At 73.5% G+C, this 19,306-nt stretch carries 19 protein-coding genes; 8 read left to right on the forward strand and 11 right to left on the reverse strand.

Annotation, left to right across the window (positions count from 1 at the left end):
- The first annotated feature begins 281 nt into the window (after positions 1–281).
- Both ACFVU9_RS33510 and ACFVU9_RS33515 read left to right on the forward strand, forming a co-directional pair.
- On the forward strand, positions 282–656 hold the full coding sequence (locus ACFVU9_RS33510) for a hypothetical protein (RefSeq protein WP_380444337.1): 375 nt from the start codon (positions 282–284) through the stop codon (positions 654–656).
- A gap of 30 nt (positions 657–686) precedes the next feature.
- Positions 687–1,019: an ArsR/SmtB family transcription factor gene (locus tag ACFVU9_RS33515; RefSeq protein ID WP_387599904.1), complete on the forward strand. Its 333-nt coding sequence runs from the start codon at positions 687–689 to the stop codon at positions 1,017–1,019.
- 41 nt (positions 1,020–1,060) lie between these two features.
- On the opposite strand, the gene ACFVU9_RS33520 is transcribed toward ACFVU9_RS33515, so the two are convergent.
- Positions 1,061–2,233: an aminotransferase class V-fold PLP-dependent enzyme gene (locus tag ACFVU9_RS33520; RefSeq protein WP_387599906.1), complete on the reverse strand. Its 1,173-nt coding sequence runs from the start codon at positions 2,231–2,233 to the stop codon at positions 1,061–1,063.
- Positions 2,234–2,318: 85 nt separating this feature from the next.
- Here ACFVU9_RS33520 and ACFVU9_RS33525 point away from each other — a divergent pair, with 85 nt between their 5' ends.
- The 3 genes from ACFVU9_RS33525 (at position 2,319) to soxR (ending at position 5,578) form a co-directional block, all read left to right on the forward strand.
- Positions 2,319–4,433, forward strand: a complete 2,115-nt coding sequence (locus ACFVU9_RS33525; protein ID WP_387599909.1) for a prolyl oligopeptidase family serine peptidase — start codon at positions 2,319–2,321, stop codon at positions 4,431–4,433.
- A gap of 126 nt (positions 4,434–4,559) precedes the next feature.
- Positions 4,560–4,937, forward strand: coding sequence for a YrdB family protein (locus tag ACFVU9_RS33530; RefSeq protein WP_387599912.1), 378 nt, complete (start codon positions 4,560–4,562; stop codon positions 4,935–4,937).
- Positions 4,938–5,122: 185 nt separating this feature from the next.
- On the forward strand, positions 5,123–5,578 hold the full coding sequence (gene soxR / locus ACFVU9_RS33535) for a redox-sensitive transcriptional activator SoxR (protein ID WP_380444345.1): 456 nt from the start codon (positions 5,123–5,125) through the stop codon (positions 5,576–5,578).
- An 83-nt stretch (positions 5,579–5,661) separates the two neighbouring features.
- Here soxR and ACFVU9_RS33540 read toward each other — a convergent pair whose 3' ends face one another.
- Genes ACFVU9_RS33540 through ACFVU9_RS33560 form a run of 5 tightly spaced genes read right to left on the reverse strand, consistent with a single transcriptional unit; the run spans position 5,662 to position 11,369 of the window.
- The gene (locus tag ACFVU9_RS33540) at positions 5,662–6,651 is read right to left on the reverse strand and encodes an ABC transporter ATP-binding protein (RefSeq protein WP_380494352.1); all 990 of its coding nucleotides are present in this window, start codon (positions 6,649–6,651) and stop codon (positions 5,662–5,664) included.
- On the reverse strand, positions 6,651–7,649 hold the full coding sequence (locus ACFVU9_RS33545) for an ABC transporter ATP-binding protein (RefSeq protein WP_387599916.1): 999 nt from the start codon (positions 7,647–7,649) through the stop codon (positions 6,651–6,653). Before ACFVU9_RS33545 ends, ACFVU9_RS33540 begins: the two co-directional genes overlap by 1 nt.
- A complete protein-coding gene (locus ACFVU9_RS33550; RefSeq protein WP_380444351.1) occupies positions 7,649–8,635 on the reverse strand; it encodes an ABC transporter permease in 987 nt (328 codons plus the stop codon). Before ACFVU9_RS33550 ends, ACFVU9_RS33545 begins: the two co-directional genes overlap by 1 nt.
- Positions 8,632–9,606, reverse strand: coding sequence for an ABC transporter permease (locus ACFVU9_RS33555; RefSeq protein ID WP_387599920.1), 975 nt, complete (start codon positions 9,604–9,606; stop codon positions 8,632–8,634). The genes ACFVU9_RS33550 and ACFVU9_RS33555 overlap by 4 nt, the downstream gene beginning before the upstream one ends.
- Before the next feature lie 11 nt (positions 9,607–9,617).
- A complete protein-coding gene (locus tag ACFVU9_RS33560) occupies positions 9,618–11,369 on the reverse strand; it encodes an ABC transporter substrate-binding protein (protein WP_387599922.1) in 1,752 nt (583 codons plus the stop codon).
- Positions 11,370–11,536: 167 nt separating this feature from the next.
- Between ACFVU9_RS33560 and ACFVU9_RS33565 the strand changes: the two genes are divergently transcribed.
- Positions 11,537–12,985 carry an aminopeptidase P family protein gene (locus ACFVU9_RS33565; protein ID WP_387599925.1) on the forward strand — a complete coding sequence of 483 codons (1,449 nt, stop codon included), beginning with the start codon at positions 11,537–11,539 and terminating at the stop codon, positions 12,983–12,985.
- Between the two features lie 9 nt (positions 12,986–12,994).
- On the opposite strand, the gene ACFVU9_RS33570 is transcribed toward ACFVU9_RS33565, so the two are convergent.
- Genes ACFVU9_RS33570 through ACFVU9_RS33580 form a run of 3 tightly spaced genes read right to left on the reverse strand, consistent with a single transcriptional unit; the run spans position 12,995 to position 15,939 of the window.
- Complete coding sequence (locus ACFVU9_RS33570) at positions 12,995–14,017, reverse strand: nitronate monooxygenase (RefSeq protein WP_380444359.1); 1,023 nt, start codon at positions 14,015–14,017, stop codon at positions 12,995–12,997.
- Between the two features lie 45 nt (positions 14,018–14,062).
- The gene (locus ACFVU9_RS33575; protein ID WP_380444361.1) at positions 14,063–14,695 is read right to left on the reverse strand and encodes a response regulator; all 633 of its coding nucleotides are present in this window, start codon (positions 14,693–14,695) and stop codon (positions 14,063–14,065) included.
- Entirely contained in the window at positions 14,692–15,939 is a 1,248-nt protein-coding gene (locus ACFVU9_RS33580; RefSeq protein WP_387599929.1) for a sensor histidine kinase, read from the reverse strand. The genes ACFVU9_RS33575 and ACFVU9_RS33580 overlap by 4 nt, the downstream gene beginning before the upstream one ends.
- Before the next feature lie 162 nt (positions 15,940–16,101).
- On the opposite strand from ACFVU9_RS33580, the gene ACFVU9_RS33585 reads away from it, so the two are divergent.
- Together ACFVU9_RS33585 and ACFVU9_RS33590 are read left to right on the forward strand one after the other, a co-directional pair.
- Entirely contained in the window at positions 16,102–17,178 is a 1,077-nt protein-coding gene (locus ACFVU9_RS33585) for an ABC transporter permease (protein ID WP_380444365.1), read from the forward strand.
- A complete protein-coding gene (locus ACFVU9_RS33590) occupies positions 17,175–17,906 on the forward strand; it encodes an ABC transporter ATP-binding protein (protein ID WP_387599932.1) in 732 nt (243 codons plus the stop codon). Before ACFVU9_RS33585 ends, ACFVU9_RS33590 begins: the two co-directional genes overlap by 4 nt.
- On the opposite strand, the gene ACFVU9_RS33595 is transcribed toward ACFVU9_RS33590, so the two are convergent.
- Complete coding sequence (locus tag ACFVU9_RS33595; protein ID WP_387599935.1) at positions 17,836–18,432, reverse strand: Uma2 family endonuclease; 597 nt, start codon at positions 18,430–18,432, stop codon at positions 17,836–17,838. The two genes, ACFVU9_RS33590 and ACFVU9_RS33595, sit on opposite strands and share 71 nt — an antisense overlap.
- Before the next feature lie 100 nt (positions 18,433–18,532).
- Positions 18,533–19,243, reverse strand: coding sequence for a GntR family transcriptional regulator (locus ACFVU9_RS33600; protein ID WP_380444370.1), 711 nt, complete (start codon positions 19,241–19,243; stop codon positions 18,533–18,535).
- Positions 19,244–19,306 lie beyond the last annotated feature (63 nt).

The raw sequence follows: 19,306 nt of genomic DNA on the forward strand, positions 1-19,306 counted from the left end.
GTCCGGGTGGGGTTGGTGTGATCTCGCATCTCAGCGAGAGGTTACCCGGGTGGACTGACATCGATAGCACCGTTTTTTCCGGGACCGGATCAGTTCTCCCTCAGATCCATAGTTGCAAATGTCTTCAAGTGATCTGATCCGGGCCAGCTTCGAACGACTCCGGTCAATCCCGGTGGAGAGCGGCCCGTCCTCCCTACCTTCGACCGCACCGAACACACGCACCGGACGCACGGCCGGATCCGCGGCCGGGGAGACGGCCGGACACACGGGAGGACACCGAGATGGCGAACCTGGAGACGTCCCTCAAGGACGCGATGTCGATCGACGGGGCGATCGGCGTGGCCCTCGTCGACTACGGCAGCGGCATGGCGCTCGGCAGCCTCGGCGACGGCGGCGAGCTGGACCTCAACGTCGCCGCCGCCGGGAACACCGACGTCGTCCGCGCCAAGATGCGGGCGATGGAGATGCTCAACCTGCACGACAACGAGATCGAGGACATCCTGATCAGCCTCACGAACCAGTACCACATGGTCCGGCCGATCACGACGCCCACCGGCCGCGGGCTGTTCCTCTTCCTCGCGCTCAACCGCAACCGCTCCAACCTCGCGATGGCCCGCCACCAGCTCAAGCGGATCGAACTCGCCCTGGAGATCTGAGCGCACCGACACCAGGGAAGGGGGGATCTCGTGCCGGTAGCCCTCTACCAGGCCAAGGCCGAGTTCTTCCGGATGCTCGGCCACCCCGTGCGGATCCGGGTCCTCGAACTCCTCCAGGCCGGACCGACGCCCGTGCGCGACCTGCTCGCGGCACTGGAGGTCGAACCCTCCAGCCTGTCGCAGCAGCTCGCCGTGCTGCGCCGGTCCGGCATCGTCACCGCGACCCGGGAGGGCAGCACGGTGGTGTACGCGCTCGCCGGGGGCGACGTCGCCGACCTGCTCCGCTCGGCCCGGCGGATCCTCACCGGGCTGCTCGCCGACCAGAACCTGCTCCTCGCCGAGCTGCGCGCGACCGCCGAATGACCGCTCCGGGCGTCGTGAGGCGGCTCGGCCCTTGAGCAGCGTCAGCCCTTGAGCAGCTCGGCCAGCCCGTCCGCCAGCCGCTCGTACTCGTGCGGCCGGTTGTACACCTGCGCGCTCACCCGCAGCACCCCGCCGCCGGCCCACGGGCGGACGGCGACCCGGGTCGCGAGGCGCTCCCGCACCGCCGCCATCACCGCCCGCGCGTCGGGTTCGGTCTCGGCCCACCCGGCGGGCAGCCGGACGGTGCGCATCCACGCCCAGGGCGGCGCGGGCAGCGGCGTCAGCCCGGCCCGCTCGGCGAGCACCCGCCGGCCGTACGCGGCGAGCCCGGCGTTGTGCGCGGCGACGCGCCCGGTGCCGAGTTCCCGCAGCAGGTCGAACCCGGCCGGGGCGGCCAGCCAGGGCGTGTAGTCGCAGGTGCCGCGCCACTCGACGTTGGCCGGGAAGCCCCGGTCGTGCTCCCAGGAGAGGGCGAGCGGGCGCACCCGGTCCGTCCACTCCGGGCGGACGGACAGGACGGCGGTGGCGCGCGGGGCGAAGGCCCACTTGTGCAGGTTGCCGCACCAGAAGTCGGCGGCTCCGTCGACCGGCGCGGGCAGCATGCCGGGCGCGTGGGCGCCGTCCACGACGGTGGTCACGCCGCGCCGGCGCAGCTCGGCGAGCAGCTCGGGGCCGACCACGACGCGGGCGGTGGGCGAGGTGACCAGGTCGAGGACGGCGAGGCGGGTGCGCCCGTCGACGGCCGCCAGCACCGCCTCCCGGACGGCGTGCTCGTCCGGGGCGTCGAGGGGCAGCTCGGCGGTGACGAGCTCGGCGCCGGCCTCGGCGGCCCGCCGGGCGGCCGCCCTGGTGACGGCGCCGTAGCCGTGGTCGGTGACGAGGACGCGGTCGCCGGGCGCGAGCGGGACGGTGTCCAGCGCGATCGCGACCGCCTCGGTGACGTTGGTGACCAGCGCGAGGCGGTCGGGGTCGGTGCCCAGCTCGGCGGCGATCCGGCGGCGGGCGGCGCCGATCCGGGCGGGCAGGTCGGCGAAGAAGTCGTCCGGGTCGAGCTCGTGCTCGGCGCGCAGCCGGTCCTGCACGCGCTGGACGGGCAGGGGCACCGCACCGTACGAGCCGTGGTTCAGGTGCGCGGCGTCGGTCGAGAGGCCGAACAGCCCGTCGGTCCCGTTCAGGGGCTCGGGGGGTTCGACGGTCGGCAGGTCCTCGGTCACGGCACTCTCCTCCTGCTGGTGTTGTGTGACATTTCACATGACGTACCCCTGGTCCGGCAAGGCGCCGTCCGGCCACCATCGGGCGATGACCATCACGGACCCCTTCCTCACCCTCAGCGCCCGAACCGGCCGGTTCACCTTCGGTGCCCCGCGTGCGACCACGCTCAGCGAGGACGGCACCCGGCTGCTGCTGCTCCGCTCGACCGGTCCGGACGACCCGGTCGAGCGCCTCCACCTGCTCGACACCGCACTCGACACCGGGTCCGGCACCGCGACCGACACCCCGCTCGGCACCGAGCGCCTCGTCGCCGATCCCGCCGCCCTCGCCCCCGGCCGCACCGGCCACCGCGACGACCTGCCCGCCGTCGAGCGCCGGCTGCGCGAACGGACCAGGCTGGCCGCCCCCGGCATCGGCACGTACGCGGCCACCGCCGACCTCGCCGTCGCCGTGTTCACCCTCGACGGCCGGCTCTTCCGCGTCGACACCGCCACCGGCATGGGCACCGAACTCCCCACCGCAGGGCCCGCGTTCGACCCCCGCCCGGACGCCACCGGCGAACGCGTCGCGTACGTCGCCGACGACGCCCTGTACGTCCACCCGGACCTCACTCCCCTCTCCCCCGCCGACGGCGCCCGCTGGGGCGTCGCCGAGTTCGCCGCCGCCGAGGAGCTCGGCCGCCACCGCGGCCACTGGTGGCGCCCGGACGGCGGCGCCCTGCTCGCCGCCCGGGTGGACGAATCCGCCCTGCCCCGGCGGTACTTCGCCGACCCCGCCCAACCGGGCCTGCCCGCCGAGGACTTCGCCTACCCACAGGCAGGCGGCCCGAACGCCGACGTCCAGCTGTGGGTCCTCGGCACCCGGGAGGCCGACCGCAGCCGCGTCCGGCTCCGCTGGGACGCCGCCGCGTTCCCGTACGTCTGCGACGCCTCCTGGGCCTCGGACGACGAGCTCCTGCTGACCGTCGCCGACCGGCTCCAGCAGAACGTCCTGCTGCTCACCGCCGACCCGGCCACCGGCGAGACCCGCGAACTCTCGCGCACCACCGACGAGTTCTGGGTCGACGACCTGCCCGGCACCCCGGCCCGGCTCCCCGGCGGCCGTCTCCTCACCGCCCACGACACCCCGGACGCCCGCGGCCTCGCCCTCGACGGCAAGCCGCTCGACACCACCGGCCTCCAGGTCCGCCGGGTGACCGGCACGCTGCACGGCCGGCTGCTCTGCGAGACCACCGACGGCGACCCGGCCGACCAGCACGTCCACCTCGTCGACCCCGACGGCGGCCCGCCCGAGCGGCTCAGCGACGGCCCCGGCGTCCACTCCGCCCTCGCCGCCGCCGGCACCCTGCTGCTCACCTCCGCCACCCCCGACGGCGTCCGCCGCACGCTGCGCCGGCCCGACGGCCGCGAGCTCCCGCTCGCCGACCTGAGCGCGGCCCTCCCGTTCCGCGTCCACCCGCACTTCGCGCGCGTCACCGAACTCGCCCTGCCCACCGCCGTGGTGTACCCGCGCGACCACGTCCCCGGCCGCCGGCTGCCCGTCCTCCTCGACGTCTACGGCGGCCCCGGCTTCCAGGCCGTCGCGAGCGAGCCGCGCCGCTGGCAGCTCCGCCAGTGGTGGGCCGACCAGGGCTTCGCCGTCGTCACCACCGACAACCGGGGCACCCCGTTCGTCTCCCCCGCCTTCACCCGGGCGATCTTCCGCCGCTTCTCCCAGGTGGCGCTCGACGACCAGGTGGCCGCGCTGCACGCCCTCGCCGAGCGCCACCCCGACCTCGACCTCGGCCGGGTCGGCGTGCGCGGCTGGTCGTACGGCGGTTACTTCGCCGCACTCGCCGTCCTGCGCCGCCCCGACGTCTTCCACGCCGCCGCCGCGGGCGCCCCGCCCACCGACTTCCGGGAGTACGACACCGCGTACACCGAGCGCTACCTCGGCCTGCCGCAGGACAACCCGGAGGGCTACGCCGACGACTGCCTGATCGGCGACGCCCCCGCGCTGACCCGCCCGCTGCTGCTGGTCCACGGGCTGGCCGACGACAACGTCCACCCCTCGCACACCCTGCGGCTCTCCCGCGCGCTGACCAGGGCCGGCCGCCCGCACCGCGTCCTGCCGCTGCCCGGCGTCACGCACATGACGCCCGGCGGCGTGGGCGAGCAGGTCACCCAGGCCGAACTCGTCTTCCTCCGGGAGACCTTGGCGTGATCCGCGGCGTGATCCATTGAGCGTGATCCATTGAGTTGGCCCGGCCGTGCTGCCACACTCCGGCATGACCGGCACCCGGTTTGGGCGCCGGTCGTGCCGGACGGCGAAACGGGGAGAGTGGACGAGATGAAGATCCGGAGACCGGGCCCGGTCAACCAGCGCCAGTGGACGCCGCTGACCGCGGTCAACGGCGGAGTCGCCTTCGGGCTGGAGCTCGCGCTGCTCGCGGCGCTCTGCTACTGGGGCTTCAAGACCGGCGCCGCCCTGGGCACCAGGCTGCTCCTCGGGATCGGCGCGCCCGCCCTGGCGGCGACCGTCTGGGGCCTGTTCCTGGCCGCGGGCGGTCCGAAGTACCGGCTGCCGCTCGCCGCCGAGATCGTCCTCAAGCTGGTGGTCCTCGGCACCGGCGCGCTGGCCCTGTACGCCACCGGCCGGACCACGCTCGCGACGGTGTACGGCGTGCTCGCGGTGGTCACCACGGCCGTGGAGTACACCGCCGGCTGACGGCTCGGGAAAGCCCGGGAAGCAGTTCACGCCGGCCCGCCGGGGGACCGGACGGCAACCGTTCCGATGCGCAACCTCCCTGATCGGCAGGGGCCGCGGCACGCTGCCCCGCGACCGGTTCGATCACGTCCGGTACGCTGGATCTTCAAGAGGACTTGAAGTCAACGAGCACCCGGAGGGCCGCCGTGGACACCGGACCGGTCGATCTGCTGAGCGTCGGGGAGGTGGCCCGGCGGGCCGGGATCGCCACCTCGGCGGTGCGCTTCTACGAGGAGCAGGGCCTGATCTCCTCCGAGCGCACCACCGGCAACCAGCGCCGCTACCGCCGGCACGTGCTGCGCCGGCTCTCCCTCGTCCTGGTCGCCAAGCGGCTGGGCATCCCGCTGGCCGAGGTGGCCGAGGTCTTCGCCGCGCTGCCCGAGGACCGGATGCCCGGCAAGCGCGACTGGGAACGCATCTCGGCCAGGTGGGCCGAGCACCTGCGCGCCCGGCGCGCCGAGCTGGAACGGCTGGAATCGGAGCTGACCGGCTGCATCGGCTGCGGCTGCGTGTCGCTGCGCCGCTGCCGGGTGCTCAACCCCGGCGACGAACTGGCCGCCGAGGGGCCGGGCCCGCGCCGGCTGCCGCCCCTGACCGAATGACCGGGTGAACGAACGGCTGGAACCCGGTCGGGCGCGGTCCTCGTGTGGTTCCCCACCGCGCCCGACCGGGGGTCTGGGGCCGGTCAGGCCTCCGGGAAGTGGCAGGCCGCCTCCCGGCCGCCTGGACCGGCGAGCTTCAGCAGCGGCCGCTCCGTCCGGCACACCTCCTGCGCCTTCGGGCAGCGCGGGTGGAACGTGCAGCCGGACGGCGGGTTCGCCGGGCTCGGCGGGTCGCCCGCCAGGACGATCCGCTCGCGCGCCCGCTCCGCGGCCGGATCGGGCAGCGGCACGGCCGACAGCAGCGCCTTCGTGTACGGGTGCGCCGGGTTGCCGTACACCTCGGCCTTGTCGCCGATCTCGACGATCCGGCCCAGGTACATCACCGCGACGCGGTCGCAGACCCGCTTGACCACCGAGAGGTCGTGCGCGATGAACACGTAGGCGAGGCCCAGCTCGCGCTGCAACTCCTCCATCAGGTTGACGACCTGCGCCTGGATCGACACGTCGAGCGCGGACACCGGCTCGTCGGCGATCACCAGCTTCGGCGAGGTGGCCAGCGACCGGGCGATGCCGATGCGCTGCGCCTGGCCGCCGGAGAACTCGTGCGGATAGCGGTCGAGGTGCTCGGGGATCAGCCCGACCAGCTCCATCAGCTCGCCGGCCCGCTTCCGTGCCTCGGCTGCGCCCGACCCCTGGACCAGCAGCGGCTCGGAGATGATCCGGGCCACCGTCTGCCGGGGGTTGAGCGAGGAGTACGGGTCCTGGAAGACCATCTGCAAGTGCCGCCGGTGCGGCCGCAGTCGGGACTGGGACAGGCCGCCGATCTCGGTGCCGTCGAAGGTGACGGTGCCGGCGGTCGGGTCGAGCAGCCGGACGATCATCCGCCCGGTGGTGGACTTGCCGCAGCCGGACTCGCCGACCAGGCCCAGGGTCTCGCCCCGGCCGACGTCGAAGGACACCCCGTCGACGGCCCGGATCGGCGCGCCCGGACGCCCGGTGCGACTGCGGCGCCCCGGGAAGGTCTTCACCAGGTCCCGTACGGAGAGCAGGGTTTCACCCGTCGATCGAGCCATCACAGGACCCCTTCCGGCACCAGCGGCAGGTGGCAGGCGGCCTGGTGGCCGGGGCCGAGCGGGCCGAATTCGGGGCGCTCGGCCAGGCAGCGGGCGTGCTCCTCGGCGGTCGCGGCGGTGGTGCGGGCGCAGCGCGGTGCGAAGGAGCAGCCGGGGGCGGGGGCGATCAGCGACGGCGGGCTGCCGGGGATGGCCCGCAGCGGGGCGTCGTCGGTGTCGTCGAGGCGGGGCAGCGAGTCGAGCAGGCCGCGGGTGTAGGGGTGGGCGGGGGCGCCGAACAGCCGGTCCACCGGGGCCTGTTCGGCGGCCCGTCCGCCGTACATGACGAGCACCTCGTGGGCGACCCGGGCGACGACGCCGAGGTCGTGGGTGATCATGACGACGCCGAGGCCGCGCTCCTGCTGGATCCGGGCGATCAGGTCGAGGATCTGCGCCTGCACGGTGACGTCGAGCGCGGTGGTGGGCTCGTCGGCGATCAGCAGGTCGGGTTCGCAGGCGAGCGCCATGGCGATCATGACGCGCTGGCGCATGCCGCCGGAGAACTGGTGCGGGTACTCGTCGACGCGGCGGGCCGGTTCGGGGATGCCGACCTCGGCGAGCATCTCGACGGCGCGCTGCCGGCCGGCCCGGCGGCCCGCCCGGAAGTGCACCCGGTAGTGCTCGGCGATCTGCTCGCCGACGGTGTAGAAGGGGTGCAGGCTGGACAGCGGGTCCTGGAAGATCATCGCGATCCGCCGGCCCCGGACGGTGCCCAGCTCCCGTTCGCCGAGCCCGTTCAGCTCCCTCCCCTCCAGCCGGATCGAGCCGGTGACGGCGGCGCCGCGGTGCAGGCCCATGACGGCGAGCGAGGTGACGGACTTGCCGCTGCCGGACTCGCCGACCAGGCCGAGCGTGCGCCCGGCGTCGACGGTGAAGGAGATGCCGTCGACGGCCCGGACGGTGCCGCGCGGGGTGTCGAACGAGACCCCGAGGTCGTCGACTTCCAGAAGAGCGGCCATCAGTACCTCACTCTCGGGTCGACGAACGCGTAGAGCAGGTCGACCAGCAGGTTCGCCGCGACGATGAAGGAGGCCGCGAGCAGGGTGACGCCGAGGATGACCGGCTGGTCGGAGCGGACCAGCGCGTCGTAGAAGAGCCGTCCGACGCCGGGCAGTCCGAAGATGGACTCGGTGATGACGGCGCCGGCCAGCAGCCCGCCGAGGTCCATGCCGAAGATGGTCAGGATCGGCGTCATCCCGGAGCGCAGCCCGTGCTTGACGGTGACGGTGCGCCCCGGCAGCCCCTTGGCACGGGCGGTGCGGATGTACGGTTCCGCCATCGCCTCGATCATCGAGTTGCGGCTCTGCCGGGCGTACATGGCCGCGTACAGCAGGGCGAGCGCGATCCACGGCAGGAGCAGGTTGGAGGCCCACGGCACCGGGCCGTCGGTGAACTTGTGGTACGCCGGGTAGGGCAGCAGCCCGGCCGTCCTGACGACACCCCAGATCAGCATGATCGAGGTGAAGTAGACCGGCAGCGACGCGGCGCCGACCGAGAACACCATCAGCGTGCGGTCGACGGCCGTGTCCTTGCGCAGCGCCGAGGTGACGCCCGTGCCGAGGCCGAGGGCCAGCCAGAGCACGGCCGCGCCGAGCGCCAGCGAGACGGAGACCGGCAGCCGGTCGGTGAGCAGGTCCCAGACCGGCAGCGAGTACTCGTAGGAGTAGCCGAGGCACGGGAAGCCGCAGTGCACGGCGCTGGGGCCGCTGCCGTAGTCGCGGCCGGCGAAGATGCCGGTCAGGTAGCCGGCGAACTGCTCCCAGACCGGCCGGTCCAGGCCCATCGCGGCCTTGACGTCGGCGAGCCGCTCGGGGCTGCAGGTCTTGCCGCAGGCCGCCGCGGCCGGGTCGCTGGGCAGCAGGTAGAAGATGGTGAAGGTGATGGCGGTGATGGCGAGCAGGATGCCGGCCGCGCCGAGCAGCCGGCGGCCGAGGTAGAGGATCACGACCGGCCTCCCCGGGGGTCCAGGATGTCGCGCAGCGCGTCGCCGAGCAGGGTGAAGGCGAGCACGGCGAGGAACAGGAAGGCCGTCGGGATCAGGAAGTACGTCGGGTCGGTCTCGTAGAAGTTGATGCTCTCGGCGATCATCTGGCCCCAGGAGGGGGTCGGCGGGCGCACGCCGACGCCGAGGTAGCTGAGCGCGGCCTCGGTCGCGATCATGCCGGGGACGAGCAGCGTCGTGTAGGCGATGACCGGGCCGGAGACGTTGGGCAGGATCTCGCGGGTGAGGATCCGCCAGGGGCGGGCGCCGCCGACCTTGGCCGCCTCGACGTACTCGCGGTGCTTGAGCGAGAGCGTCTGGCCGCGGACCACCCGGGCGATGCCGGGCCAGGTGAACAGGCCGATGACCAGGGTGATCAGCAGGATCCGGTTGACGTCCTTGGCCACCGACATCATCGCGATCATGAAGATCAGGGACGGGAAGGACATCGTGAGGTCCATCAGCCGGGAGAGCAGCGAGTCCGTCCGGCCGCCGAAGTAGCCGGCGGCGATCCCGGCCAGGGTGCCGGTGGCCACGACCACGGCGGTGGCGGTGAAGGCGATCAGCAGCGAGACCTGGCCGCCGTGCAGGACCCGGGCGAACAGGTCGCGCCCGGTCGACGGTTCGACGCCCAGCCAGTGCCGGGTGCCGATCCCGCCGAAGTCCCCGACCGGCTGGCCGCCGAGGTACGGGTCGATCGCGCGCTTGTCGAACTCGTCGGGGGACCAGCCGCCGAGCGCGCTCAGCGGGCCGGCCAGTGCGGCGAGCAGCACCAGGACGGCGACGGTGACCAGGCCGAACCGGGCCGAACCGCGGGCCCACAGCCGGTCCCGGACGAGCCGCCAGGGCCCGCGCCCGGCGGCCTTCGCGGGGCCCGCCGCCCCCGCCCGCGCGGTGGCGGGCTCGGTGGCGGCGGGCTCAGTGGTGGCAGTCATCGGACGATCCCTCAGCCCTGGCTCTTGGCGGGGTCCTTGAGGCCGATCGTGGCGAAGTCCCACTGACCGGTCCACACCGGGTGCCCGAAGGCGCCGGCCACGTTCGTCCCGGCCAGCAGCGGGCGGCGCTGCCAGAGCATCGGCACGGTCGGCGCCTTCTTCATCAGGTCGTCGCCCAGCTGGAGCCAGGCCTTGTTGGCCTCGGCGACGTCGGTCATCGCGCTGATCTGGTCGATCCGGTCCGAGGTGGCCTGGTCGCGGAACTGCTCGACGTTGCCCTGGTTGCCCTTCTCCTTGATGGTGCGGCCGTCGAAGACCATGGGCAGGAAAGTCGCGCCGGACGGGTAGTCCGGGCACCAGCCGAGGATGGCGAGGTCGGGCGCGTTCTTGGTGTCACCGATGGTGTCGTAGTAGACGGACGGGTCGGCGGTGGTGATGGTGACCTGGATCCCGGCCTTGGCCAGCGACTGCTGGAGCGCCTCGGCCCGGGTCTTGTCGCCGGAGGAGACGGTCAGCGAGACCTTGAGGTCGGTCTTGCCCGCGTCCTTGAGCAGCTGCTTGGCCTTCTCCGGGTCGCCGGTCGGGGCGATCTTCAGCGTGTCCACCTTGGTGCCGCCGGTCATCGCGGGCGGCAGGTAGGCGGTGGCCACGTCGCCCATCGCCGGGCCGCCGTTCGCGGTGACCTGGGCGTCCCGGTCCACCGCGTACATCAACGCCTCGCGCACCTTCGGGTCGTCGAACGGCGCCTTGGAGGTGTTGGGGTAGAGCATGTCGGTGCAGCCCTGCTGCTCGGCGATCAGCCGGGACTTCACGTCCGGCTTGGGCAGCACCTTCGCGACCGACTCCGGGCGCAGGTTCATCCACTCGACCGCCGAGGCGTCGGCGCCCTCGCTCGCGATGATCCGGTCGTCGACCTGCCCGCCCTTGAGGCCCTGGACGACCACGATCTTGTCGGGGTAGGCCTTGCGGACCGGGTCGGTGGCCGGGTCCCAGCCGGTGTTGCGGACGAGCGTCAGCTGCTTGCCGCGGTCGTAGGTCTCGATCTTGTACGGGCCGGAGGAGAACGGGCGCAGGTCGTACTGCGTGCCCTTGTCCTGGGCCTGCGGCACGGGCGCGAACGTCGGCAGGGTCGCGGTGTAGGAGAACTCGGCCACCGGGCGCTTGAGGTGGAAGACGACGGTCCGGTCGTCCGGGGTCTCGATGCTCGCCAGGTGCTCGCCGTTCAGCGGGCCCTTGTAGTTCTCGCCGCCGGCCAGGTACTGCTGCGCGTAGTCGGGGCCGCCGGTGAGGTCCGGGGCGAAGGAGCGCTCGACGTTGTACTTGATGTCGGCGGACCTGATCGGCGTCCCGTCCTCGTACTTGACGCCCTCCTTGAGGGTGAAGCTCCAGGTCTTCCCGCCGTCCGAGGAGCGGCCGAGGTCGGTGGCGAGGTCGGGGACGATCTCGCTGCCGGCGGCGCCCGGCTCCGCCTTGAAGGTGACCAGGGTGCGGTAGAGCAGCCGGATGCCGAAGTCCATGTTCGGCATGGTCCAGTTGCGGGCCGGGTCGAGGTGGGCGAAGTCCTGGTTCGAGAGGACGGTCAGGGTGCCGCCCCTCACCGGGGTGCCGCCGACGATCGAGCCGGAGGCGGCGCCGGGGGCCCTGGTGCTCTCGGCCCGGCTGTCACCGCCGCTGTCGCTCTTGTCGTTCGTGCAGGCCCCGAGGCCGAGGGTGAGGGTCGCCGCGAGGGCTGCCGCGAGCGCGGCGTGGGTGCGCCTGGTCATGTTGCAACTCCGCTGTGGGGGCCGGGTCTGGCCGCTCCGCTGTGTGACCCGTAACATAGTAATGTGAAATTGCACTGCACAAGAGCTCGCGCCGCCCGTTACCGAGCTGTGTCCGGCGCCCTACCGCCCGGCGCCCTACCGCCCGTGCCACGTCGAGGAGTTCACCGGTGACCCTCCGTCAAGCCGACCTCAACACGGGGAGCCACGACCTCCCCGTCTCCCCCGCCCTCGACGCCTTCATGGCCACGCGGTGGGCCCCCAGCCCGCTGCCCGCCGACCGGCGCGCACCCGGTCACGACCGACTCCCCGGACGGCACGCCCGGCTCTCCGCCGCGTTCCCCGGCGAGCGGCTGGTCGTCCCCGCCGGCCGGCTCAAGGTCCGCTGCAACGACCTCGACCACCGCTTCCGCCCGCACAGCGCCTACGCCTGGCTCACCGGCCTCACCGGCGAGGACCAGGCCGACCACGTCCTCGTCCTCGAACCGGCCGGCCCCACCGGGCACGAACCCGTGCTCCACCTGCGGCCCCGCTCCCCGCGCGACGGCGCCGAGTTCTACCGCGACCGCCGCTACGGCGAGTTCTGGGTCGGCCGCCGCCCCGACCTCGCCGAGGCCGCCGCGCTCACCGGCCTGCGCACCGAACACCTCGACGACCTCGCCAAGCTGTTCACCGGACCGCAGCCGCCGACCCGCGTCCTGGCCGGCACCGACCCGTTCGTCGACTCCCTGCGGACCGGCGCCGACGCCCTCCGCGACCGCGAACTGGCCGCCGTCCTCTCGGAGTTGCGCCTGGCCAAGGACACCTGGGAGGTCGACCAGCTCCAACTCGCCGTCGACCACACCGTCCTGGGGTTCGAGGACGTCGTCCGCGCCCTGCCCGCCGCCCTGCGCCACCCGCGCGGCGAACGCTGGATCGAGGGCGTCTTCGACCTCCGCGCCCGCGCCGAGGGCAACGGCACCGCCTACACCACCATCGCCGCCTCCGGCGCCCACGCCTGCGTCCTGCACTGGATCCGCAACGACGGCGCCCTCGACCCCGACGCCCTGCTCCTCCTCGACGCCGGCGTCGAGACCGACACCCTGTACTCCGCCGACATCACCCGCACCCTGCCCCTGAGCGGCACCTTCACCCCCGTCCAGCGCCAGGCCTACGACCTCGTCCTCGCCGCTCAGAGCGCCGGCATCGCCGCCCTGCGCCCCGGCGCCCGCTTCCGCGACTTCCACCGCGCCGCCATGCGGGTCATCGCCGAAGGCCTCGCCGACTGGGGCGTCCTGCGCATCCCCGCCGACCAGGCCCTCGCCGAGGACAACGGCCTGTACCGCCGCTACACCCTCTGCGGCAGCGGCCACATGCTCGGCCTCGACTACCACGACTGCGCCCAGGCCCGCGCCGACCGCTACCTCGACGGCACCCTGGAGGAGGGCATGGTCCTCACCGTCGAACCCGGCCTCTACCTCCAACCCGACGACGAGACCCTCCCCCTGGAACTCCGCGGCCTGGGCATCCGTATCGAGGACGACCTCGTCATCACGCACGACGGCGCCCACCTGATGTCCAGCGCCCTCCCGAGGACACCGGAGGCCATCGAGTCCTGGATGGCCGACCTGCTGCGGTAGAGCCCTCTACTACCCCCGCGCCGCCCGCCAGAGGTCCGCGACGAGCTGCTCCGCCGGGCCCGGGCGTGCCAGCCGGTGGGCGGTGCCTGCCCAGAGGTGCATGGACCGGGTGTCGGCGCGGCGGGTGGCGGCGGCGCGGAGGGGGCTGGTGAGGTGGTGGACCTCGGGGTAGGCGGGCGGGGCGTAGGGGCCGTAACGGTCGATGAAGGCGTTGCGCAGGCCGCGGGCCGGGCGGCCGGTGAAGGCGCGGGTGACGACGGTCTCCGGCAGTCCGGTGAGCGCCGCCCGGTGGGCCCGGGACGCGCCGGACTCGTCCGCGCGCAGCAGCGCCGTCCCCAGCTGCACCGCCACCGCCCCCGCCCGCAGCGCCGCCGCGATGGACGGGCCGTCGCCGAGTCCGCCGGCGGCGATCAGCGGCAGGTCGGTCACCGTCCGTACGGTGCCCAGGAGTTCGAGCAGCGGCACCTCTCCCGGCTCGTCCGCGACACGGTGGGTGCCCCGGTGGCCGCCCGCCTCCGGGCCCTGCACGCAGAGCGCGTCCATGCCGACCGCCTCCGCCGCCCGCGCCTCCTCGGGCGTGGTGACGGTGCCCACCTGGAACGACCCCGCCGCGCGGACGGCCGCGGCCTCCGCCGCCGTGGGCAGCCCGAAGGTGTACGAGACGACGTCCACCGGATCGGCCAGCAGCACGTCGAGCTTGGCCTCCCAGTCGTCCCGGTCCGGCCCGGTCTCCTCGGGCAGCCGGACGTCCCACCTCTCGGCCTCCGGCCGCAGCCGCTCCCGGTAGGCCGCGACCGCCGCCGGATCGCCGGGCGCGGCCGGGACGAAGAGGTTCACGCCGAAGGCCCGGTCGGTCGACTTCCGTACGGCGGCGATCTGTTCGGCCGTCCCGGCCGCCGTCCGGTACCCCGCGGCCAGGAACCCCAGCCCGCCGGCCCGGTTCACCGCCGCCACCAGCTCGGGGGTGGACGCCCCGCCCGCCATCGGCGCGGCGATCACGGGAACGGCGAGTTCATCGAGAAGACGGGCCATCGGCGGGTTCCTCCACTCCGGAGAACGGTTCGAACCCGCCCCACCCTACGCCCGCCGAATCAGCCCCCGGCCGCGCGCCTCCCGCACCGCCGCCGTGCGCGAGTCGACCCCCAACTTCGTGTAGATGTGCACCAGATGCGACTTCACCGTGGCCTGGCTCAGGTGCAGCCGCTGGCTCACCTGCTGGTTGGTCAGCCCGTCCGCGACGAGTCCCAGCACCTCGATCTCCCGGTTGCTGAGCGACGCCGCGGGCGTCCGCATCCGCTCCAGCAGCCGGTCCGCGACGGTCGGCGCGAGCGCCGTCCGGCCCGCCGCCGCGGCCCGCACCGCCTGGGCGAGCTCCTCCGGCGGGGCGTCCTTCAGCAGGTACCCGGTGGCGCCGGCCTCCAGGGCGGGCAGGGTGTCCGCGTCCGTGTCGTACGTCGTGACGACGAGCACCCGCGGCGCCCCCGCGCGGGCGGTGATCTCGGCCGTGGCCTGGGCACCGTTCATCGCCGAGCCGGGCCCGAACTGGAGGTCCATGAGCACGACGTCGACCCCGCCCGCGGAGGCCAGCTCGACCGCCCGTTCGGCGGTCGCCGCCTCCCCGACGATCGTGAAGTCCGGTTCGCCCTCCAGGACGGCCCGCAGCCCGGCCCGCACCACCGGGTGGTCGTCCGCCAGCAGCAGCCTGATCACGCCCCCACCTCCGTCGCCGGGAACCCCGGCTGCACCGGCGGCACGGGCGGCACCGCCGGCACCGGCAGCAGCACGGCGAGCGCCGTGCCCTCGCCGGGCGCCGACTCCACCGTGAAGGTGCCGCCGAGCGCCCGGGCCCGGGCCCCCATCGACGGCAGCCCGAACCCGCCGTCGTCGCGCGCCGGGCGCCCCGGGAGCGCCGCCGGATCGAACCCGGCCCCGTCGTCGAACACGTCGAGTGCCACCTCGCCCTCCATGTAGCTGAGCGTCACCTCGGCGTGCGAGGCCCGCGCGTGCCGGACGGTGTTGCCGAGCGCCGACTGCGCGATCCGCAGCAGCGCGACCTCCTGCGGCACCGGCAGCCGCACCGCCTCCCCGGAGACGTGCAGGTGGACGGGCAGCCCGCTGTGCGCCGTCGTGGTGGCGCACAGCCGCTCCAGCGCGACGGGCAGCGGGTCGCCGTCGAGCGCGGGCGGGGTGAGCGCGCGGACGAAGCGCCGGGCCTCGTCGAGGTTGTCCTGGGCGGCCTGCCGGGCCTGCTCGACGTAGCCGGCCGCGGCGTCCGTGCGCTCCGGCAGGGCCCGCTGGGCGGCCCGGAGCAGCAGCTGGATGCTGCTGAGGCTCTGCGCGAGGGTGTCGTGGATCTCCCGGGCGAGGCGTTCGCGCTCGGCGAGCACCCCGGCGGCGTGGTGGGCGGTGGCGAGGTCGGCGCGGGCGGCGGTGAGCTCGTCGATCAGCCGGCGGCGCTCCTCGCTCTCCCGGTACAGCGCCTGGTAGCCGAGGACGGTCGCGGTGGCGACGGCGGCGCCGAGCGCGGGCCCGATCGACGCGGCCACGCTGAAGGTGTGCTGGTGCCAGGACCACGCGGCGATCGCGGCGGCGGCGGTCAGCCCGACGGCGGCGAGTCCGCCCCGGCGGCCGAGCAGGTGCAGTTCGAGGAAGTACAGCGGGAACGCCAGCCACACCCCGTCCTGCGTGGCCACGAGCACGCCCGCCCAGGTGACGCCGAGCAGCGCGAGCCACAGCGCGGCCGCCCGGCGCGAGCGGCGGATGACCGCGAGCCTCGGCCCGGCCGCGTAGGCGGCGCCCATGGCGGTGGCGGCGGCGGTCACGGACGCCGGGCCGCCGTCGCGGCCGGTGAAGGCGCGGGCGACGGCGAGGACGAGCAGGCCCGCCACGAGCAGGTGCAGGCAGACCTGGAGGACGCGGGCGACGGGGGTGGTGCGGAAACGTTCGGTCGCCATCCGTCCAGCCTAAGTTCCGCGTTGCGGGCCCGGCATCAATCAAAAGGTTGAACTCCGCTTCTGCCCTTCGATGCCGAGGATGCAATCCCCCGTGCGATGCCCGCGGGCCCCCTTCCCGGCGACGGTGTGGGCACACAGTCGTTTCGTGCAGAGAGGCCCGTCGTGTTCGTCGCCTGGAGGGACCTGGGGTTCGCCAAGGGGCGGTTCGCCCTGATGGGGACCGTCATCGTGCTGATCACCGTGCTGGTCGGCCTGTTGTCCGGGCTGACCGCCGGGCTCGGCCGGCAGAACGTCTCGGCGATCACCGGCCTGCCGGCCGACCACCTGGTGTTCGGACGGCCCGCCGACGGGCAGCAGCTGTCCTTCACCGACTCCCAGGTCACCCCGGAGCAGTGGCAGGCCTGGTCACACGAGCCGGGCGTGACCTCCGCCCAGCCGCTCGGCATCACCACCACCAAGGCCGCCGCCGGGCAGCGCACCGCGGCACTCTCCGCGTTCGGCGTCCCGGACGGCTCCGGGCTGGCCCCGCAGGGCGCCCGCATCACCGCCGGCCAGGCGGTGCTGTCGAAGACCGCCGCCGCGAACCTCGGCGGGCTGACGGCCGGCGCCGGCTTCACGATGGCCGGCCACCCGCTCACCGTCGCCGCCGTCGACGGCGACGCCGCCTACAGCCACACCCCCGTGATCTGGACCAGCCTCGCCGACTGGCAGGCGTTCGCCCCCGGCGGCACCGGCCACGCGACGGTCATCGCTCTCACCGCCGCGAAGGGCGCCGACCTCGGCGCGGCCGACGCCCGCCTCGGCACCGAGACCCGCACCCGCGACGACGCGCTCGCCGCGATCGGCTCCTACACCTCCGAGAACGGCTCGCTGCAGCTGATGCGCGGCTTCCTGTTCGCCATCTCCGCCCTGGTCATCGGCGCGTTCTTCACGGTCTGGACGATCCAGCGCAGCGGCGACGTCGCCGTCCTCAAGGCCCTCGGCGCCTCCACCCGCTACCTGCTGCGGGACGCGCTCGGCCAGGCCGTCCTGCTGCTGGTGCTCGGCACCGCGGCGGGCACCGCGATCGCCCTGGGAGCGGGCTCGCTGATCGGCTCCGCCGTCCCGTTCGTCCTGGACGCCCCGACCCTGCTGCTGCCCGCCGCCGTGATGATCGCCCTCGGCGCCGTCGGCGCGGCCCTGTCCATCCGCCGGATCACCTCCGTCGACCCGCTGACCGCCCTCGGGAGCGCCCGATGACCCTCCACCTCGACCACGTCACCCTGACCTACCCGGACGGCGACGGCCGGCTCACCGCCCTCGACGACGTCTCCCTGACCGTCCCCGCGGGCACCATCACCGCCGTGGTCGGCCCGTCCGGCTCCGGCAAGTCCAGCCTGCTCGCCGTCGCCGCGACCCTCATCGCCCACGACTCCGGCCGGGTCGTCGTGGACGGCACCGACACCACCGGCCTCACCCGCGCCGAACTCACCGCGCTGCGCCGCACCCGCATCGGCATCGTCTTCCAACAGGCCAACCTGCTGCCATCCCTGACCGCCGCCGAACAGCTCCAGGTGATGGCCCACCTCGACGGCCGCTCCCCCCGCGCCGCCCTCCCCCGCGCCCTCGAACTCCTCGACGCCGTCGGCCTCCGCGACCAGGCCCACCGCCGCCCGCACCAGCTCTCCGGCGGCCAGCGCCAACGCGTCAACATCGCACGGGCGTTGATGAACGACCCGAAGGTCCTGCTGATCGACGAACCCACCAGCGCCCTCGACCACGAGCGCGGAGCAGCCGTCCTGGACCTGATCACCACCCTCACGCACCAGCGCGCGACGGCGACGGTCCTGGTCACCCACGACCGCACCCACCTGACCGCCGTCGACGAGACCGCCGAGGTCCACGACGGCCGGCTGACTACTTCTTCGCAGCCAGCACGTCGTCCACCGCTAGTGTCACCGGTGCCCCGATCGACTCCGGCAGTGTGAACGACTGCCCGGGGTGGTGGACGGCGTGTACCCGGTACTCGCCGTCCTTGGGGTCGGTGAGCACCATGACGCGCTGGTTCTTCCGGTCCACGATGACGTAGACGGGCACTTCAGCCTCGGCGTACGCAAAGGGCTTCTTCTTCAGGTCGTCACTGACGTTCGACGACGTGACCTCCAGCACGAGACGGAACGCCGCTGGGTCGTAACAGTTGTACTCGATCAGGTGATCATCAATGTCGGCATCGACGATCGACAGATCGGGCACCGCATAATCCGAGGGCCCGTCCGGCAACCAGATGCCCACGTTCTGCAGAACGTCGACCTCGTCCCCATCGAGGCCGGCCGCAAAAAGTACCCGCATGAGGCGACTCAGCGACTTACCGTGCGAAACATCCGGCGGCGGCGTCACGGTGATCTGGCTCCCGACGATCTCGACCCGATGCCCGGCGAACTGGTTCGAGATCAGCTCGGCGGCTTCGAGTAGCGTCAGCTGCCCCATCGGTTCTTCCACTGCTGCGGCGGACATGGAGTTCCTCCTGACTGCCGATGTCGAGAACATCATCGTAGGACGCAGACGCCTTCCGACGCCCGATCTTCACCCCTCACCCGAACGAGTGGTTTAGCCTCTACCGCGCCCGCAGCCGCAGCGCCGTGCGGGGCTCCTCCTGGGCCTCCTGGCCGTTGGCCCACAGGGAGCGCACGTGGCTCAGGTGCCGCGTCATGCAGGCCTCCGCCGCCTCCGCGTCGCCCGACAGCATCAGGTCCAGCAGCTCCAGGTGCTCCTCCGCCGAGGACACCAGCTCACCACGCTCGTCGAGGCGGTTCAGCCCGTACAGCCGCGAGCGCTTGCGCAGGTCCCCCACCACGTCCACCAGCCGCGCGTTGCCCGCGAGGCCCAGCAGGTCGAGGTGGAACTGGCGGTCCGCCTCCAGGTAGCCGATCAGATCGTGCTTGCGCGCGGCGGCCACGATCGCCTCGGCCTGCGGGCGCAGCCGCTCCAGCTGCTCGGCGGTGGCCGTGCGGGTGACCCGGCCGACGGTCGGGACCTCGATGAGGGCGCGGATCTCGGTGTAGTCGTCGAGGTCCCGCTCGGTGAGTTCGGTGACCCGGAAGCCCTTGTTGCGGACGGCCTCCACCAGGCCCTCGCGGGCGAGGTCGAGCATGGCCTCGCGCACCGGCGTGGCGGAGACGCCGAAGTCGGCGGCGAGCGCGGGCGCGGAGTAGACGACGCCGGGGCGCAGCTCCCCGGAGATCAGGGCGGCGCGCAGTGCGTGGGCGACCTGGTCGCGGAGCCGCTCCTGCACGGAGATCAGGGTGCGGGACTTGAGCTCGGCCATGGTGTTCCTCCGGGTCGGTGCAGAACACCAGCGTACAATGTCACGTTACGGTGCGTGCGCAAC

Source organism: Kitasatospora sp. NPDC057936, from assembly GCF_042887525.1.
Classification (GTDB): Bacteria; Actinomycetota; Actinomycetes; order Streptomycetales; family Streptomycetaceae; genus Kitasatospora.

What these genes read in the sequence shown, in the direction of transcription:
- ACFVU9_RS33590 (WP_387599932.1), top strand. Translation starts at nt 17,175, where the DNA reads ATGACCCTCCACCTCGACCACGTCACCCTGACCTACCCGGACGGCGAC.
- ACFVU9_RS33595 (WP_387599935.1), bottom strand. Translation starts at nt 18,432, where the DNA reads ATGTCCGCCGCAGCAGTGGAAGAACCGATGGGGCAGCTGACGCTACTC.
- ACFVU9_RS33570 (WP_380444359.1), bottom strand. Translation starts at nt 14,017, where the DNA reads ATGGCCCGTCTTCTCGATGAACTCGCCGTTCCCGTGATCGCCGCGCCG.
- ACFVU9_RS33540 (WP_380494352.1), bottom strand. Translation starts at nt 6,651, where the DNA reads ATGGCTCGATCGACGGGTGAAACCCTGCTCTCCGTACGGGACCTGGTG.
- ACFVU9_RS33600 (WP_380444370.1), bottom strand. Translation starts at nt 19,243, where the DNA reads ATGGCCGAGCTCAAGTCCCGCACCCTGATCTCCGTGCAGGAGCGGCTC.
- ACFVU9_RS33555 (WP_387599920.1), bottom strand. Translation starts at nt 9,606, where the DNA reads ATGACTGCCACCACTGAGCCCGCCGCCACCGAGCCCGCCACCGCGCGG.
- ACFVU9_RS33530 (WP_387599912.1), top strand. Translation starts at nt 4,560, where the DNA reads ATGAAGATCCGGAGACCGGGCCCGGTCAACCAGCGCCAGTGGACGCCG.
- ACFVU9_RS33525 (WP_387599909.1), top strand. Translation starts at nt 2,319, where the DNA reads ATGACCATCACGGACCCCTTCCTCACCCTCAGCGCCCGAACCGGCCGG.
- ACFVU9_RS33545 (WP_387599916.1), bottom strand. Translation starts at nt 7,649, where the DNA reads ATGGCCGCTCTTCTGGAAGTCGACGACCTCGGGGTCTCGTTCGACACC.
- ACFVU9_RS33580 (WP_387599929.1), bottom strand. Translation starts at nt 15,939, where the DNA reads ATGGCGACCGAACGTTTCCGCACCACCCCCGTCGCCCGCGTCCTCCAG.
- ACFVU9_RS33560 (WP_387599922.1), bottom strand. Translation starts at nt 11,369, where the DNA reads ATGACCAGGCGCACCCACGCCGCGCTCGCGGCAGCCCTCGCGGCGACC.
- ACFVU9_RS33510 (WP_380444337.1), top strand. Translation starts at nt 282, where the DNA reads ATGGCGAACCTGGAGACGTCCCTCAAGGACGCGATGTCGATCGACGGG.